Source organism: Acinetobacter sp. YH01022, from assembly GCF_013420235.1.
Lineage (GTDB): Bacteria > Pseudomonadota > Gammaproteobacteria > Pseudomonadales > Moraxellaceae > Acinetobacter.
Window position 1 is genome coordinate 42095 of record NZ_VOYP01000009.1, and the last position, 16696, is coordinate 58790.

Below are 16696 nucleotides of genomic sequence, written 5' to 3' on the forward strand. Positions count from 1 at the left end.
CGGGCTGATGCAATAGTTAAAACGTATTGCTATTATTCTTATTTGTACTTGAATGATTTAACTGAAAATAAGGCATCCCCCGTTCATGCAATTAATATGGTTTCGACAGGACTTGCGTATACAAGACCATGCTGCACTTTGGCATGCAGCTCAATCTGGAAACTGTGTTGCCTTGGTGATTCTCTCACCTGAGCAATCGCAACAACATGATGACAGCCCTGCCAAACAAATATTTTATTTACGTCAACTGGAAACGCTAAAATCACAGCTCAATCAGCTAAATATTCCACTGCTGATCAAGCACATTCCTTTATGGAAAGATGTCCCCAACGAGATGCTACAGCTTTGTCTGCGACTTGGTATTGACGCTGTACATGCCAATATTGAAATTGGAGTGAATGAATTAAAACGCGATGCTCAGACGCAAAAAAAACTGGAGAATCATCAGATCCCGTTTGAGCTTTATCATGACCAGACGATTTTTCCTGTCGGTTCAATCACAAATAAATCTAATCAGCCTTATCAGGTGTTTAGTGCGTTTAAAAAATGCTGTTATGAATTACTTGGCATTGGCCTACCGCAATGTTATCCAGCAGTCGCAAAGCAGGAAAAAATAGAGCTGAACCTGGAATCAGAAAATACAAAAATCAGTGCATTAACCTATATGCAAAGCTCTGCATCAGATCAGTTACAGCAGCTTTGGCCTGTGACGGAAGACTATGCTCTGAATATTTTGAATCATTTTGTTGACTCTAAAATACAGCAGTATCAACAGGAACGGGATTTTCCTGATCTTAATTCAACCAGCCGATTGTCTGCTTATTTAAATATCGGTACAGTTTCAATCAGGCAGTGCTTACAAGCCGTGTTTAGAAAACAAAATGGTCATTTTCATATAGACAATGCGGGACAACAAACCTGGCTAGATGAATTGTTGTGGCGAGAGTTTTATCAACATATTCTTTATCAATTTCCTGCCGTTTCTAAACATCAGCCTTTTAAAAGTAATACTCAAAAGGTTCAATGGCGTAACGCTGAACAAGACCTGCATGCTTGGCAACAAGGTCAGACCGGAATCCCGATTGTAGATGCGGGTATGCGTCAAATGCTGCAAACGGGCTGGATGCATAATCGGGTTCGTATGATTACAGCAATGTTCTTGACCAAGAACCTGCTGATTGACTGGCGTCTGGGTGAAAAATGGTTCATGCAGCATTTAATTGATGGCAATTTGGCAGCCAACAATGGAGGCTGGCAGTGGTGTGCTTCAACGGGAACCGATGCAGTACCCTATTTTCGAATCTTCAACCCTATCACCCAATCGCAAAAGTTTGATCCAAATGGCGATTATATCCGCACATGGGTACCGGAACTGGCGCATCTGGATGCAAAAAAAATCCATGATCCTTATGCTTACCCACAGGTGCGAAAATTAAATTACCCACGGGCAATTGTGGATTTAAGCTTATCGCGCAAGCGTGCTATAGAGGCGTTTAAGGCAATCTGACTTGGAAATATTAAAGAATCGCCCTGCTCAATCAGGGCGAGACCCAAAACTACTGCAATCTACAAATCGTTTCAGTTGAATGCTGCTCTAAGGTGCCAAGGAGAATCCACCTAAAAGAATGCCAAGCCCTAGAAAGATTCTAAAATCAGTTCAATTGATCGAAATGAATTAATTCAAACCATTAATCTTGCGAAGCAGTGTTTCTCAGGTAGAACTTTCTGAAAAAAATGGTCGGGCTATCATCGACGAAGTTTAGCTGACGCCAAAATGCACTGTATCAAATTGTTAGGTGATCAATTAACTTCAAGACATTTTCAAAGCCAGGTTAATGAAATTCATGTATGTGTGGCTGTACTGAACAAATTTACCGAGTGAGGTAGACCTCATACCCAAGTGATCTCCTAAATTTTAATGATTTGGAGTAAATTCAGCTTTTAAATATTTATGTAACAAAGCCGTTAAAATGAAAAGTTTACTGATTTAATCAGACTTTTAGATATTCATTAAATTATTATTTATACTATTAAAGTTGCAATAATATTCAGCCTAACAGCCATTTACTCAAGGAAATTCGCATGTTGCAGTGGTTTGAAAAACTCGTCGACCCTTATCCATCCAAAGGTTTAAACGAACCACTTCCTACCCGTTTTTTCCCTTTTGTCTGGCAAGCCGCTCAAGGTGTGCGCACTTATTTATTGTTGCTGGTGCTCTTTACTGCAGCTGCTGCAAGTTTTGAAGCCTTTCTTTATTCTAAAATCGGTGATTTGGTGAACTGGCTAAGCAAGAGTCAACCAGACACTTTTTTGGCTGAACATAGCCAAAATCTTACGATCTTGAGCTGCATTCTGCTGGCCAATATCTTATTTGCCAATATGCAGTCTATTATCAAACATCAAATTTTATATAGTACGTTTCCCATGCGTTTACGCTGGCGTTTCCATAATTTACTGTTACAGCAAAGTCTAGACTTTTTTCACAATGACTTTGCCGGACGTTTATCTGCCAAAGTAATGCAGACTTCACTGGCGGTACGTGAATTCTGGGTGATTTTGGGTGATATGCTTGCCTATGTTCTGATCTACTTTGTCACGATCAGTCTGGTTCTGGGGGCAATTTCTCCACTACTGATTTTGCCTCTGCTGCTTTGGCTGGTACTGTTTATTTGTGCTGCCTGCTTTTTTATTCCACGTTTAAGCCAGATTTCAAGCCAGCAGGCCGATGCCCGTGCAGTGATGACCGGTCGTGTTACAGATGCCTATACCAACATTCAAACTGTGAAATTATTCGCTCACGCTGGCCGTGAAAGTAAATATGCCAAAGCATCCATGCAAGATTTCATGATCACGGTATATAAGCAAATGCGCCTGGGCACACAGTATGAGATCAGCATCAATTTACTCAGTGTGGTTTTATATGGTGGCGTTTTAGGTACCGCCATCTGGTTATGGATCAACGGTCAGGCCGAACTCGGTATTATTGCTGCAACGACCGCCATGATTTTAAAACTCAACAGTATTGCCGAATTTATGATGTGGCAGTCATCTGCACTGTTCGAAAATGTCGGAACCATTCAGGATGGTATGAAAACCTTGGGGCGTCCAATTCACATTCAGGACAAACCGGATGCGCAACCTTTACAGGTACAGCATGGTGAAATTAAATTTGAAGATGTCAGCTTTGCTTATCAAAATAAAAATGTGATTGATCATTTTAATTTAACCATTAAACCGGGAGAAAAAATTGGCATTGTCGGCCGCTCTGGTGCAGGAAAATCGACCCTGATTCAACTGTTATTGCATTTTTATAATATTAACCAAGGTCGTATTTCGATCGATGGTCAAAATATTCAAGATGTGACTCAGGACAGTTTGCGTAAAAATATTGCTTTTGTAACTCAGGATACCTCTTTGTTACATCGTACCGTGGCTGAAAATATTAAATATGGCCGTCCCGATGCAACAGATGAAGAGATGTTTGAAGCCGTGCGCAAAGCCAAGGCGGAAGATTTTATTCCACAGCTCACTGATTTGCGTGGCAAAACTGGCTATGAAGCCTATGTGGGGGAACGCGGTGTTAAACTATCGGGTGGTCAACGCCAGCGTATCGCCATTGCCCGGGTGTTTTTAAAAGATGCGCCAATTCTGATTTTAGACGAAGCCACCAGTGCCTTAGATTCTGAAGTAGAGGCGGCAATTCAATCCAGTCTGGATGAATTGATGCAAGGTAAAACCGTGATTGCGATTGCCCATCGACTATCCACCATTGCACAAATGGACCGTTTGATTGTGCTGGATGAAGGTAACATTGTAGAGCAAGGCACGCATGAAGAACTGGTTGCGCTGGGTGGTATTTATGCACATTTGTGGCAAAGACAGACGGGCAGTTTTTTAATCGAACAACAGGCATTGAAGAAAAAGGATATGTATTGATGCTGTATTTAGAAGATATAAAAGTGGGTGATCGTTTCATTAGCCGTGAATATGAAATGACCTTAGAAGAAATCAAACAGTTTGCACATGCTTATGATCCTCAAGTTTTTCATACTGATGAACATGAGGCCAAAGCACATCCTGTTTTTCAGGGCATTGCTGCCAGTGGCTGGCACACCTGTGCAGTTACCATGCGTTTATGGACTGAGTGTTTTCCGGTCGCTTATGGTTTGATTGGTTCAGAGTCCAGCCTGCGCTGGCCGCGTCCGACCCGTCCTGGCGATAAGATTCATGTCGAGATCGAAATTGTGGCAATTACGCCATCAAAAAGTAAAAATGACCGAGCTATAGTCAGTTATGTGACTCAGGCATTCAATCAGAACCATGATGTATTACTTATTTCAACCACTAAAATTGTGGTCTTTAAAAAAGATGTTCAGCCTGAATAATTTTCAGGCTTTAAAAATATTGTCCAACAATTTTAATCGAATACTGTTTCAACTCATACCAATATGGCATCTACAAATAGAAAAACGAATGAATGCAATGGATGGCGCATGAAAACGATTTCTCCAAGACAGGATCAAGGCATACCGGGTGTTTATGGACTGCTGCTGTTAGATGTGGTATCCCGTTGGGGTTACACTGCTGAAGCACTCTTCACCCCATTTCATTTAAACAGTGAACAGTTGGCAGACCCCAACTTTCGTATTCCGACACCAGTTGCCAATGAACTGGTCAAGCATGCACTACGTTTAACTGGCGAGCCGACACTGGGTTTCCATTTGGGCACCCAGATGCGTATCTCGATTCATGGTTTTATTGGTTATGCCATTATGACGGCACATGACATTACTGATGCCCTGATACTGGCGAACCGGTTTATCCAGCTACGTATGCCATTTTTACAACTTTATTTTTCCACCTTTGGTGAAAAAGCGACCTTACAGTTGCAGTGTGATTTTGATATTGAACCCTTACGTACTGAAATTGCCATTGCCCTGACCTTTGGCATTATTACCATGGCCAAAGCCCTGACCGGTTGTGAGGACCTGTCCGGGGAGATTGATTTTGATTTTCCCAAACCGTCCGGTTTTGAACGTTACATGGCAAAATTTCCATCGCATCAGTTCCGTTTCGAACAGCCACATCTATTAAGCAGTTTTGATAAAAAATATCTGAGCTTGAAAATGGTCAATGCTGACCCAATTGCCAGCCAGATTGCGATTAACCAGTGTGAAGCGGAACTGTCTGCCTTGGGCGAACGTCGCCGCCTAGCCATGCGGGTGCGTGACATTTTGACCAATTCTGAACAGCATTATTTAAGTATTGAAAATGTGGCAGATCGGCTGCATATGTCGGATCGCACTTTAAAACGTCAACTGGCAGCCGAAGGCACCTCATTTTCTACATTGGTAGATGAAGTACGTTATCGGCATGCCACTTCCCTGCTGTCACGTACTGATTACACGCTTGAGCAGATTGCCGATGAAATTGGTTATAGCGATGTCGCCAATTTCAGCCGTGCATTTAAGCGTTGGAGTGGGCGTAGTCCAAGCAATTGGCGTAAAGATCCTTATCTATAAACTTTTGTTTTTATCAAAAAACATGTATAAAACATGGCAAAAATGATTTGAATATTTTAAAGGAGTCATCCATGAATCACCCTTCAGAGTTAAAGTACGCAAGTACACACGAATGGGTCAAAATTGAAGGTGATCTGGTTATTACTGGGATTTCCGACCATGCACAAGATGCTTTGGGCGACCTGGTCTATGTTGAAGCGCCAGAAGTGGGTCAGAAAATCACTGCCGGTGAACAGGCAGGCGTAGTTGAATCGGTGAAAACGGCTTCTGATATTCATGCACCTGTTTCAGGTGAAGTGGTTGAAGTAAACTCAGCACTTGAAGATGATCCTGATTTTGTCAATGATGACCCTTATGGCAAAGGCTGGATTTATAAAATCAAGCCAGACAACATGGCGGATGTAGAGAAACTGCTTTCCAGTAGTGAATATGAAGCAGGTTTGTAATACTGCTTTAAATAAAAAAATCAGCCTGTATGGCTGATTTTTTTTATCGTCAGAAAAATGCAGTACTCTTTAAAAAAATAATCTTTGAAAAAGCAAATTGAAAAAGAAAGCTCAAATTTTTTAATAAAAAAGTATCTGACTTAAGACATTTATGATTAAGGTGTTTCCGGGCCTGTCTTAGCTTGATTCTCTTCCGGATCTTTATCTTGCAGCATACTGAATGATGCAGCTGAACCTGGAACCGTTTGATCCTGTCGGTTACTTTTCAATTTAATCTGCAAGCGCAATTCATTCATGGAGTCGGCATTACGCAATGCTTCTTCATAACTGATCGCACCCTCATTATATAAATCATATAAAGCCTGATCGAAAGTTTGCATGCCCAATTCACGGGATTTTTTCATGATTTCTTTGAGTTCATGAAACTGGCCTTTCAGGATATTATCTCCAATTAAAGGTGTATTCAGCAAAATTTCAATAGCTGCACGACGTCCACGTCCATCTTCAGTACGCACCAAACGCTGTGAAATAATCGCCTTCATATTGGAAGATAAATCCATCAACAATTGATTGCGACGTTCTTCCGGGAAAAAGTTGATAATTCGATCCAGCGCCTGATTGGCATTATTGGCATGTAAAGTACCTAAACATAAATGTCCGGTTTCGGCAAAGGCAATGGCATGTTCCATGGTTTCGGTATCACGGATTTCACCAATTAAAATAACATCCGGTGCCTGACGCAAGGTGTTCTTCAAGGCATTGTGCCATGAATGACTATCCACGCCGACTTCGCGGTGGGTAATCATCGATTTCTTATGCTTATGCACATATTCCACCGGATCTTCCACGGTAATAATGTGCCCGGCAGAATTTTCATTACGATGATCAATCATGGCGGCTAAAGAAGTCGATTTACCCGAGCCGGTAGCACCGACCACAAGTATCAGACCGCGTTTTGCCATCATCACATGCTTTAAGGACTCGGGAAGCTTTAACTGGTCAAAATTTGGAATTTCTGCGGTAATGGTTCGTATTACCATCCCTACATGTAATTGCTGCTGGAATACATTGACACGAAAGCGCGAAACATTGGGAACACTAATGGCAAAATTACATTCCAGCTCGGTTTCAAACTCATGCCTCTGTTTTTCATTCATTAAACTATAGGCAAACAACTTGGTCTTGTCGGCAGTCAATGCCTGCTGGCCAAGCGGTTTCATTAAGCCCTGATGTTTAATACTCGGTGGAAAATCTGCTGAAATAAATAAATCTGAGCCGCCATATTCCACCACCTTAGTCAGCATATGGAACATCATTTTACGTGCTTCTTCCAGTAATTCCGTACTATACATATATTCCCCGATGAGAATTGTTTCTATGATCCACGCATACTGAAATTGGTTTAATTTATTTAAATGCTTATCTCAGTCGTGAAGAAACAATTCATGTTTTATTGATTACTATTTTTCCCTATTGTGCATAAACATAGTAAAGTACTCAACTTTGTTATTTTTAACTGGTTAAAAGTATGAATAGAAATTGCATACACCATCAATAAACGCGTGGTTTAAAATTAACCAGATAACAAAAATAGATCTATACAAGAAAAAAGCCCCTAAATTCAGGGGCTTTATCACAACATTATTTATAGATTATTGATCATCGATAAACTTTTTATAGAAAATCAGGCGCTACGTTTTAACTGTGAAACACGTAGTGAATCTGCTACCTCCAGCAAAAGTTGCAGGGTTTTGTCCCAACCCAGACAGCCATCTGTTACAGACTGACCATAAGTCATCTCACAAGAAATCTTTTGCTGACCATCGACAAGATGACTTTCCAGCATTACGCCTCGAACATGATTTTGCTTGCGTTCTGCCACAATGGTACGCAGTACTTCGGGCTGTAAAAGCGGATCTTTGTGGCTATTGCCATGACTGCAGTCAATCACCAAAGCCGGTAATTCACCTTTGCATTTTTCTTTGATCTTTTCAATTTCCGCCAGCTGGTAATTGGGACCTGAATTTGCACCGCGTAAAATTAAATGTGCTTTTGGATTGCCCTGCGACTCTAAAATACACGGTAAACCGGATTGGCCCAGACCCAGGAATTGATGTGGATGTGATGCAGATTGAATAGCATCCAGTGCAATTTGAATGGAGCCATCGGTGCCATTTTTGAAACCGATGCTGTATGGCATATGACTGGAAATTTCACGATGAATCTGAGATTCACTGGTCCGTGCACCAATAGCACCCCATGCCAGTAAATCATCGAAATACGCAGTCGCCATTGGGCTTAATATTTCCGAAGCAATCGGCAAACCTATTTCAATAATTTGTAGATACAACTCACGTGATTTTTCTAGTCCCAATTGCATATTGGATGAGCCGTCTAAATTTGGGTCATAGAGGAAGCCTTTCCAGCCTATGGTGGTACGCGGTTTTTCAATATAGGCACGCATCACCAGGAAAATCTGATCTGACACCTGGCTTTGTAATTGTTGTAATTTATGCGCATATTCAAGTACAGCCACGGGATCGTGAATCGAACATGGGCCTGTCACCACCATCAAACGATGGTCCTTGCCTGCCAATATATTTTCAATGGTTTGACGCTGCGCAGCAATTTGTTGCGCCAATTTATTCGATAATGGCAATTGTGCCTTCAATTGGTGAGGCAAAGTTAAAATGGTTTCTTTTGCAGTTGTTTGAGTTTGTTGTAAAGCAGTATTTAAAGCATTCATTGGTCTTTCCTGGGGACTATTCAGTCCAATCTTTTATTTGAGCGTTATGGGTCTAATGGATTGCGTGTGAAGAGTCATCAATTGACTAAAGTAAAACCAATAAAAATTGCTAAAGTATGAATAATTTAATGTTTGCATGTCTAAACTCCCAAAATATAAAAAATAAGATATAAAAAAACCTGATCAGGGTTGCCCGATCAGGTTATAAACTTGGTGGGCAACCTTTTCTTGCCCGAACGCATTCAGGCAATTATCTAAATTGCCAAAAGTAATAAGTCGCGTTTGAGAGTACAGGTTGCTTTAACATCTTTATTTCTTCAAAAAAGTATGTATCTTGAAATTAAAATACGCTGTATTGCCATATTTGACAATAGTTTTATTTAAAATAAAACTACATCAATCATTAAACTTTTACTTATACATTGTTTACAAATAAAACTTGGCTTCTAACTTAAAATCTAATCCTTTTCTATTGTTAACGTGCTTTAGATAATTTTTTAATATTTCAACTGCTGAGCAGTTTCTATCAAAATAAAAGACCATCCATTGGCATTAAAAGATAAAATGTATTCTATACCGAAGGCTTGATTTGTTTTACTCCATATAACGAAGGATGTATTCATGTTCCAACATGTTGATGCGTATGCAGGTGATCCGATTCTTTCTTTAATGGAAGAATTTGCTAAAGATGAACGGACACAAAAAGTGAATTTAAGTATTGGGCTTTATTACAATGAAGACAATATTGTGCCTCAACTTGAAGCGGTCAAAGCAGCGTATAAGAATATTGAAACAAGCAATGAACAGGTTAAGCTGTATTTACCGATGGATGGCTTAAAACCTTATAATCAGGCTACTCAAGCGCTGGTATTGGGAGAAAATAGTCCGGCGCGCCGTGATGGACGCGCGGTGACCATCCAGACCTTAGGCGGTTCTGGCGCGCTTAAAGTTGGTGCGGATTTTCTGAAAAAATATTTTCCTGAATCTGATGTTTGGGTTAGCCAACCGACTTGGGAAAATCATATTGCCATTTTTAATGGTGCTGGTATTCACTCGCACTTCTACCCTTATTTTGATGCAGCAACCAATGGCGTCAATGTGCCAGCGATGCTAGAAAAGTTGAGCCAGCTACCGGCAAAAAGTATTGTGTTATTACATCCATGTTGCCATAACCCGACGGGTGCAGACTTGACACCTGCTGAATGGGATCAGGTGATTGCTGTACTAAAACAACAGGATCTGATTCCCTTCTTGGATATTGCCTATCAAGGTTTTGGTCAAGGACTAGAAGAAGATGCCTATGCGATTCGCGCACTCGATCAGGCTGGAATGAACTTTATTGTCAGCAATTCATTCTCTAAAATTTTCTCGCTGTATGGTGAACGTGTAGGCGGTCTGACATTTGTTTGTGATGATCAAGCCACTGCACAAAAAGTGTTAGGACAATTAAAGGCAACAGTACGCCGTATTTACTCAAGCCCACCTACGACCGGTGCATTGTTGGTGGATAATGTGCTGAATGATGCTGATCTGACTGCACAGTGGCAAGCTGAACTGCAAGAAATGCGAGAACGTATTATTCAAATGCGTCACATTTTAAAAGATAAACTGAGCCTGGCCTTACCGGAACGAGATTTTAGCTATCTGGTCAAACAGCAAGGCATGTTTAGCTATACCGGGCTGAGTGCTGAACAGGTCGATATTCTCAAAGATCAATACGGCATTTATCTGGTGCGTAGTGGCCGTATGTGTGTTGCGGGTCTGAATTTAAGCAATATTGATTATGTGGCGGAATCGATTGCTGAAGTCATTAAAGCCACTGCTTAATTTGGACCGAATTTCTTTAGGCTGATATAAAAAAAACGGGCAATCTGCCCGTTTTTTATTTCGTTTTTATTTGAGAATGTTTAGTCTTCAAAATGGATCACGGTACGAATCGATTTACCATCATGCATTAACTCAAAGGCTTCGTTAATTTTTTCCAGTCCCATGGTATGAGTAACAAAAGGTTCAAGCTGAATATCTCCTTTCATTGCTTCTTCTACCATACCTGGCAATTGTGAACGGCCTTTCACTCCACCAAAAGCGGTGCCTTTCCAGGTACGGCCGGTGACCAGCTGGAATGGACGGGTTGAAATTTCCTGACCAGCACCGGCTACCCCAATAATGATGGATTGTCCCCAACCACGGTGAGCACATTCCAGTGCAGAACGCATCACATTGGTATTGCCAATACATTCAAAAGAATGATCTACACCCCAACCGGTTTTTTCAACAATCACTTCCTGAATCGGTTTGTCATAATCTTTTGGATTTAAAAATTCTGTCGCGCCAAACTGTTCAGCCAGTTTGAATTTTTCAGGATTGGTATCAATAGCAATAATACGGCTGGCTTTGGCTTTTTTGGCACCTTGCACCACAGCCAGACCAATACCGCCCAGACCAAATACAGCGACGGTATCTCCTTCCTGAACCTTGGCGGTATTTTTTACTGCACCTAAACCTGTGGTTACGCCACAACCCAGCAGACACACATGCTCATGATTCGCTTCAGGGTTAATTTTTGCCAAAGAGACTTCAGCGACCACGGTATATTCACTGAAAGTTGAGCAACCCATATAGTGGTAAATCGGCTGACCATTATAAGAAAAACGTGTGGTGCCATCTGGCATCAAACCCTTACCTTGAGTTGCACGAACCGCTACACAGAGGTTGGTTTTACCCGATTTACAGAATAAACATTCACCACATTCTGCAGTATACAGTGGAATAACGTGATCACCCGGTTTTACGCTGGTTACGCCTTCACCAACTTCGACCACCACACCAGCGCCTTCATGGCCCAATACTGCAGGAAACACGCCTTCAGGATCATCACCCGATAACGTAAAGGCATCGGTATGACATACACCGGTATGGCTAATTTTTACCAAAACCTCACCTGCTTTTGGCGGAGCAACATCAATTTCAACAATTTGGAGCGGTTGACCTGGACCAAATGCGACTGCAGCACGTGATTTCATGAATAATTTATCCTTTTTGGGTTCTTTAACAGATGAGCTACAGTAACCTCTTTTTATTGTCGGATTCAACCTATAACATGATGATAATATGTACTTATAACTTTATGACTTCATAACAATTATGCAGATTAGACCATCCATGCATGCTGTCATGTTTGCTGTTACAATTTTTACAATGACGGGGTGCAGTTTGCCGATGAATGAATCCAAAAAGCAGTCTCCCATTCAGGTGCATGCCGAGCACTGGTTAAACGGTTCCAATGTAGATACACAAATTAACCAGGGCCTCACCGCCTATCTTGCTTTAGATGATGCTTTTATCAGTATTGCTTCAAGGCTGCATCTGATTAATAAAGCACAATATAATATCGATTTGCAGTATTACATCTGGGAAGATGACTCGATTGGCCATCTGATGCTGGCTGAATTGCTCAAAGCCGCTGATCGTGGGGTCAAAATCCGTTTGTTGATTGATGACCAGAACGGTTCTCAACTCGATGCAACCTTAAAACAACTGGCACAGCATCCCAATTTTGAAATTAAAATCTTTAATCCTTATACCTTTAGAGCCAGAAAACTGCGCGTGTTTGATTATGTTTTTCGTTTCAAGCAAATTAATCGCCGTATGCATAACAAGCTGATTATTGCCGATGGTGCCATAGCGGTGACCGGTGGCCGCAACATTAGCCGTGAATACTTTGAAGCCAGTGAGTCTTTCCAGTTTACCGATATGGACATTTTGTTTTATGGCACTGCGGTGAAGCATGCCAACAAAGTATTTCAGGACTTTTGGAGTGATGATTTAAGTTATCCTATACCCCTGCTGTTGGGTAAAAGTCGTCCAGAACAGCTTGCCAAATTACGTCGATATTATGAGCTGACTGCCTTACAAAAAGACCAGCTAAAAAGGCGGATTGAACTGGCTGAAAAACAGATCACTGAACATCTAAAAGATCGTCCGATTAACTGGGCAAAAGCACATTTTGTCGCAGATTCACCCGATAAAATTCGCGCTCAGGCATCGGATAATCAACTGATTTACCGTCAAATAATGCAGCTTGTGGGAAAACCTGAACAGTATCTGGAGCTGGTCTCTGCCTATTTTGTCCCCACAAAAAAAGGCAGGGATTATTTAACCAGTTTAGCCCAAAACAACGTGAATGTTCGAGTGCTGACCAATTCATTCCTTGCCAATGACGTTCCTTTGGTCCATGCCTTTTATAGACAATATCGCCATGATTTACTGAAAAACGGGATAAAACTATATGAATTTAAGCCCTATATCGAACGCAATAAACGGACCTGGTATGAAGTGATGACAGGTAATGTCATTCCAGCTAAGGGGAAAAATGCCTCCAGTTTGCATGCCAAGTTTTTGGATATAGATGGCATGGTGTTTATTGGTTCTGCCAATTTTGATCCTCGTTCCGCCAATTTAAATAGCGAAGTAGGACTGATGGTCGAATCCACTATCTTACAACAACAAATTTCCGACTCTTTAGATAAATACTTACCGCTTATTGCCTATGAATTGAAACTTAATCCACAAGGTGAAGTGATTTGGATAGAGCATCATAAAGATGGAACTCGCACAGAGTATTCACATGATCCCCAATCGACCAGATTTCAGCGTTTTAGCATGCAAGCGGTGTCATACTTCCCCATTGAATGGATGATGTAATGACAAATTAATTACATTAAAACACACACAGGCCTTGTCTTTCTAAATCATCGAGTACTGGAAGATCAGCACGAGATCATATTGTGCTCATGAATCAACACAACCCGCCTTAATAAAAGCTGCAAGTCTATAATCTGGCTTGTCTCATCTATCAGACTGGGCACTTCCCTAATGAATATTTCTGCAAAGACTTATAAGAAATTAAATGTTACTTATATATATTTTAGATCAATCAGCACAATGATTTTACTCGTTTCTTAATTTGATTTAACATGCCATTTTTCGAGTTTTTAACTCAACTTTCTCCCAATCGTGATCTTCTGCAATGCAATTTTTTGATTTAAGCCGTCAATTTAATTTAAGTGATATTTTAACACCCTATAAAACACTGGATGATTTAGGTGCTCAGGGCTGGTTTTTAGCAAAAGTTCGTGTGGAGCACGATTGTCAGTCCGACTCCGAAATGATTGAAGGTCAGGCTGTTTTAAAATCCAATCAAAATGTGCAGCTGGAACTGGAATGGCTGATTCAGGATACCGGTTTTGAACTACAAGTCCTGTTTAAAGGCATTGAAACCGCAGCGAGTGAAGAAACTCTGGTGATGGTCAAAGGCGCAAAAATTATAGATGCCAATCAGCAGGTGATTTCTGCTCAGGCCTTAAGCCTGTGGATTGACGGAACCCTGCTGCCAATGTTGCCGAATATCCGTAAAGAGATTAAATCCCGTTTAAATTTATGGGACTATGTCCAATATGATGGATAACTTTTCTGGCCTACTCTGAATCACTTAAATTCCTTTTTAAATCTATTTATCATTTGAAAAGTTTTCGATGACATTCGTAAAGATATCAAAAACTTTTTCCAGCACAGCCTAAAATGGACGAAATACATTCAGCATCCTTGGATGCGTTTAATTAACTCTTAATTTATTTAACTTACTTATAGTAAGCCTATTTCTTTAAATAACTGAGTGTAGGCTTCGGCCTTTTTCTCCAAAGTAAGTGGATAGGCACGGGATGAAGATGGCATCCGGTATAAAGTCAATTCACGTTCCGCAAAGTAGGTTTTTGAGGCATGACCAATTAACGGTTTTTCAGTATGTTCTGGCATTGAAAGCATCAAGGTATCGGTTGCTTTATCTCCGGTGGTCATGATGCTATTACACTCAGGAATCTGCTGTAGCAGCTTGTTTAAATCAGTTGCTTGAGCAATGTGCAGAAATTTATCCGAAGCATTGCCTTTTAAACGGATAATTTGGTACGCCGTATCAAAAATTGCGATGCCTTTTTCCATTAAAAAATCACGGATCTGCTGTTCCTTGAAGTTTTTATTGGCAATATCTAAAAAGTGTTCTTTATTGTCAAAGAATGCCAAACCAAAAATTTTCCACATGTCATTTTGATAATTTGGATAATAAAACTCCATTTTCCAGCGGACTTTAGGTGGTGGAAAGCTACCCATCATCAGCAATCTAGCATTTGGGGGTAAAAAAGGTTCTAGTGGATGGGTTTCAATATTTAGTTCGGTGCTCATAACAGTCTATTTATCCGTATTCAGTTTAATTTAAAACATTTGACGGATTTTATCTGCTACCTGTTTGCCCCAAAGTGTATAAATTTCCTTGCTGGGATGAAAACCATCCTTTGCCATTTCCAGATTGAGGCTTTTAAAATGTTGCAAATCATATTCAATCCATTGCATATTGCCGTTCTGCCGAACAAATTTGGCAAGATTTTTATTCATGCCTTTGGCATATTGTCCAAATAACCAGGCCAGTGGATGAGGTAATGCAGGAAACATGTTCATCGGTGGCACGCCAGATGCAATAATTAATTCAGGCGTGAATTTCTGGTTGATTTCCGCATACAGTTGTTGCTGCTTTTTAATCCAGTCTTTAGGTGAGTTCAGTTTGGTAATGTCATTTACACCGACTGAGGTAATCACCACATCGAAGTGTTGATTGGGCATATTCTTTACCGTCTGAATCACTTGTCCGCTGGTATGACCAGTGGTAGCTTCAAGTTGATAACTGATTTCATAGCCATCTTTTAACTGCTTCAGCACTGCACCGAGTAAAGCATCTTCCTGAGTTGCAACACCAACTCCAGCCGCAGCCGAATCTCCTAAAATTAAAATAGACAGCATTTTTCCAGTTCCAACTGTCCCCTGACGTTGTCCTTCTGGTTCTGCTAAACGTAGAGTATTTTTCTTAACGGCATTGCCTTGAATAATCAAGGATGGAATCAGAACGATGGTTGAAATTTTTAACAGCATACAAGATAAAATTCACGATGATATCTGTATCAATATAGAAGTTTACGGGATGAGAAACATTGACTTAAATTACAATAAGTTTCATCTAATTAAATAGTGAATGTGCTACATCAGGTCAGTAATAATCTAGGGTTGAGGGTGGTCGATATCTGCTGAATCTGCTGATGATGTTATTTTTTATCGAGCTTAGTTTTACAATGTTTTCCAGCGTATAAAAAAAGCCCATTGAATGAGCTTTTTAGAATCCTAAAATTAACCCAACTTATTGACCAGTTTCAGTGGCAATACTTTCATGGCCAAGCCTAAAGGTAACCAGGGCCACTGTGGTACATAAGCTTTAACTGGTGCTTTTTCAATGGCCTTGACCAGTAAATGTGAACCGGTTTTTTCATCTACTTCAAAAGGCAATTTTTTCGCACCTTCATTCAGTTCTGTACGGATATAACCCGGGAAAATGGTAGTGACTTTAATCGGAGTATCAATCAGCTCAGCACGGATGCCTTCAGCCAAATGCGCAACTCCTGCCTTACTGGCTCCATACGCGGTTAAATGTTTCGGCATGCCGCGCATCGCACTCATGGATGAAATCATCACCAGATGACCTGCATTTTGCGCACGGAAAATTTCCACCGCGGCTTCACATTGCGCCAAGGCTGAAATGAAGTTGGTTTCTACTGTTGCCTTGTTAATTTCAAAATTACCTTTACCAATCCGGCGACCTTCACCCACACCGGCATTGACAATAATACGGTCGATTGAGCCAAATTCCTGCTTAAACGCACGGAACACTTCAAACACCTGATCGTAATGGGTCACATCTAAGGTTTTTGCAATGACTTTTACGCCGTACTTGCTTTCGAGATCTTGCTTTAATGTTTCCAGACGCTCCAGACGACGCGCACAGATGGCAAGGTTATAACCCTTTTGTGCAAATTCGCGTGCCATACCTGCACCAATCCCTGAACTTGCGCCGGTAATTAAAATTGTTTTTGCCATGTTTTTTC

General features: G+C 40.8%; 14 protein-coding genes and 1 pseudogene. 9 read left to right on the forward strand and 6 right to left on the reverse strand.

All coding sequences use genetic code 11. The features are described 5' to 3' along the window. Positions 1-85: 85 nt before the first annotated feature. From FTT87_RS04685 to gcvH, 6 genes and pseudogenes are all read left to right on the forward strand, one after another. Positions 86-1507, forward strand: coding sequence for a deoxyribodipyrimidine photo-lyase (locus FTT87_RS04685; RefSeq protein ID WP_180174509.1), 1422 nt, complete (start codon positions 86-88; stop codon positions 1505-1507). A gap of 114 nt (positions 1508-1621) precedes the next feature. After that, positions 1622-1882: pseudogene (locus FTT87_RS04690) on the forward strand (IS5/IS1182 family transposase); the annotation flags it as partial. Positions 1883-2082: 200 nt separating this feature from the next. After that, positions 2083-3936: an ABC transporter ATP-binding protein gene (locus tag FTT87_RS04695; protein ID WP_180042580.1), complete on the forward strand. Its 1854-nt coding sequence runs from the start codon at positions 2083-2085 to the stop codon at positions 3934-3936. Continuing rightward, on the forward strand, positions 3936-4385 hold the full coding sequence (locus FTT87_RS04700; RefSeq protein ID WP_180042581.1) for a MaoC family dehydratase: 450 nt from the start codon (positions 3936-3938) through the stop codon (positions 4383-4385). The genes FTT87_RS04695 and FTT87_RS04700 overlap by 1 nt, the downstream gene beginning before the upstream one ends. Positions 4386-4493: 108 nt before the next feature. Continuing rightward, positions 4494-5522: an AraC family transcriptional regulator gene (locus tag FTT87_RS04705; RefSeq protein ID WP_180042582.1), complete on the forward strand. Its 1029-nt coding sequence runs from the start codon at positions 4494-4496 to the stop codon at positions 5520-5522. Between the two features lie 71 nt (positions 5523-5593). Continuing rightward, positions 5594-5968: a glycine cleavage system protein GcvH gene (gene gcvH, locus FTT87_RS04710; protein WP_086196973.1), complete on the forward strand. Its 375-nt coding sequence runs from the start codon at positions 5594-5596 to the stop codon at positions 5966-5968. A 155-nt stretch (positions 5969-6123) separates the two neighbouring features. On the opposite strand, the gene FTT87_RS04715 is transcribed toward gcvH, so the two are convergent. Continuing rightward, positions 6124-7320, reverse strand: a complete 1197-nt coding sequence (locus FTT87_RS04715; RefSeq protein WP_180042583.1) for a PilT/PilU family type 4a pilus ATPase — start codon at positions 7318-7320, stop codon at positions 6124-6126. A 332-nt stretch (positions 7321-7652) separates the two neighbouring features. Then, positions 7653-8714 carry a 3-deoxy-7-phosphoheptulonate synthase gene (locus FTT87_RS04720; RefSeq protein WP_180042584.1) on the reverse strand — a complete coding sequence of 354 codons (1062 nt, stop codon included), beginning with the start codon at positions 8712-8714 and terminating at the stop codon, positions 7653-7655. A 621-nt stretch (positions 8715-9335) separates the two neighbouring features. Here FTT87_RS04720 and FTT87_RS04725 point away from each other — a divergent pair. Then, the gene (locus FTT87_RS04725) at positions 9336-10541 is read left to right on the forward strand and encodes an amino acid aminotransferase (protein ID WP_180082198.1); all 1206 of its coding nucleotides are present in this window, start codon (positions 9336-9338) and stop codon (positions 10539-10541) included. Positions 10542-10621: 80 nt separating this feature from the next. Here the strand turns inward: FTT87_RS04725 and FTT87_RS04730 are convergent, their stop codons facing one another. After that, positions 10622-11737, reverse strand: coding sequence for an S-(hydroxymethyl)glutathione dehydrogenase/class III alcohol dehydrogenase (locus FTT87_RS04730; protein ID WP_086196977.1), 1116 nt, complete (start codon positions 11735-11737; stop codon positions 10622-10624). Positions 11738-11858: 121 nt separating this feature from the next. Between FTT87_RS04730 and FTT87_RS04735 the strand changes: the two genes are divergently transcribed. Beyond that, the gene (locus FTT87_RS04735) at positions 11859-13418 is read left to right on the forward strand and encodes a phospholipase D family protein (RefSeq protein WP_180042586.1); all 1560 of its coding nucleotides are present in this window, start codon (positions 11859-11861) and stop codon (positions 13416-13418) included. Between the two features lie 325 nt (positions 13419-13743). Further along, entirely contained in the window at positions 13744-14181 is a 438-nt protein-coding gene (locus FTT87_RS04740) for a hypothetical protein (protein WP_180042587.1), read from the forward strand. A 176-nt stretch (positions 14182-14357) separates the two neighbouring features. Here FTT87_RS04740 and FTT87_RS04745 read toward each other — a convergent pair whose 3' ends face one another. The 3 genes from FTT87_RS04745 to FTT87_RS04755 all read right to left on the reverse strand — a co-directional run bounded on the left by FTT87_RS04745 (position 14358) and on the right by FTT87_RS04755 (position 16688). Then, on the reverse strand, positions 14358-14951 hold the full coding sequence (locus FTT87_RS04745; RefSeq protein WP_180174510.1) for a uracil-DNA glycosylase family protein: 594 nt from the start codon (positions 14949-14951) through the stop codon (positions 14358-14360). A 30-nt stretch (positions 14952-14981) separates the two neighbouring features. After that, positions 14982-15692 (reverse strand): SGNH/GDSL hydrolase family protein, encoded by a 711-nt coding sequence (locus FTT87_RS04750; RefSeq protein WP_180042589.1) that lies wholly within the window; start codon positions 15690-15692, stop codon positions 14982-14984. Positions 15693-15944: 252 nt separating this feature from the next. After that, positions 15945-16688: an SDR family oxidoreductase gene (locus tag FTT87_RS04755; RefSeq protein WP_180042590.1), complete on the reverse strand. Its 744-nt coding sequence runs from the start codon at positions 16686-16688 to the stop codon at positions 15945-15947. Positions 16689-16696: the final 8 nt, after the last annotated feature.

Excerpts from the sequence above, each read along its gene's own strand:
- FTT87_RS04685 (WP_180174509.1), top strand. The coding sequence starts at position 86 with ATGCAATTAATATGGTTTCGACAGGACTTGCGTATACAAGACCATGCT.
- FTT87_RS04695 (WP_180042580.1), top strand. The coding sequence starts at position 2,083 with ATGTTGCAGTGGTTTGAAAAACTCGTCGACCCTTATCCATCCAAAGGT.
- FTT87_RS04700 (WP_180042581.1), top strand. The coding sequence starts at position 3,936 with ATGCTGTATTTAGAAGATATAAAAGTGGGTGATCGTTTCATTAGCCGT.
- FTT87_RS04705 (WP_180042582.1), top strand. The coding sequence starts at position 4,494 with ATGAAAACGATTTCTCCAAGACAGGATCAAGGCATACCGGGTGTTTAT.
- gcvH (WP_086196973.1), top strand. The coding sequence starts at position 5,594 with ATGAATCACCCTTCAGAGTTAAAGTACGCAAGTACACACGAATGGGTC.
- FTT87_RS04715 (WP_180042583.1), bottom strand. The coding sequence starts at position 7,320 with ATGTATAGTACGGAATTACTGGAAGAAGCACGTAAAATGATGTTCCAT.
- FTT87_RS04720 (WP_180042584.1), bottom strand. The coding sequence starts at position 8,714 with ATGAATGCTTTAAATACTGCTTTACAACAAACTCAAACAACTGCAAAA.
- FTT87_RS04725 (WP_180082198.1), top strand. The coding sequence starts at position 9,336 with ATGTTCCAACATGTTGATGCGTATGCAGGTGATCCGATTCTTTCTTTA.
- FTT87_RS04730 (WP_086196977.1), bottom strand. The coding sequence starts at position 11,737 with ATGAAATCACGTGCTGCAGTCGCATTTGGTCCAGGTCAACCGCTCCAA.
- FTT87_RS04735 (WP_180042586.1), top strand. The coding sequence starts at position 11,859 with ATGCAGATTAGACCATCCATGCATGCTGTCATGTTTGCTGTTACAATT.
- FTT87_RS04740 (WP_180042587.1), top strand. The coding sequence starts at position 13,744 with ATGCAATTTTTTGATTTAAGCCGTCAATTTAATTTAAGTGATATTTTA.
- FTT87_RS04745 (WP_180174510.1), bottom strand. The coding sequence starts at position 14,951 with ATGAGCACCGAACTAAATATTGAAACCCATCCACTAGAACCTTTTTTA.
- FTT87_RS04750 (WP_180042589.1), bottom strand. The coding sequence starts at position 15,692 with ATGCTGTTAAAAATTTCAACCATCGTTCTGATTCCATCCTTGATTATT.
- FTT87_RS04755 (WP_180042590.1), bottom strand. The coding sequence starts at position 16,688 with ATGGCAAAAACAATTTTAATTACCGGCGCAAGTTCAGGGATTGGTGCA.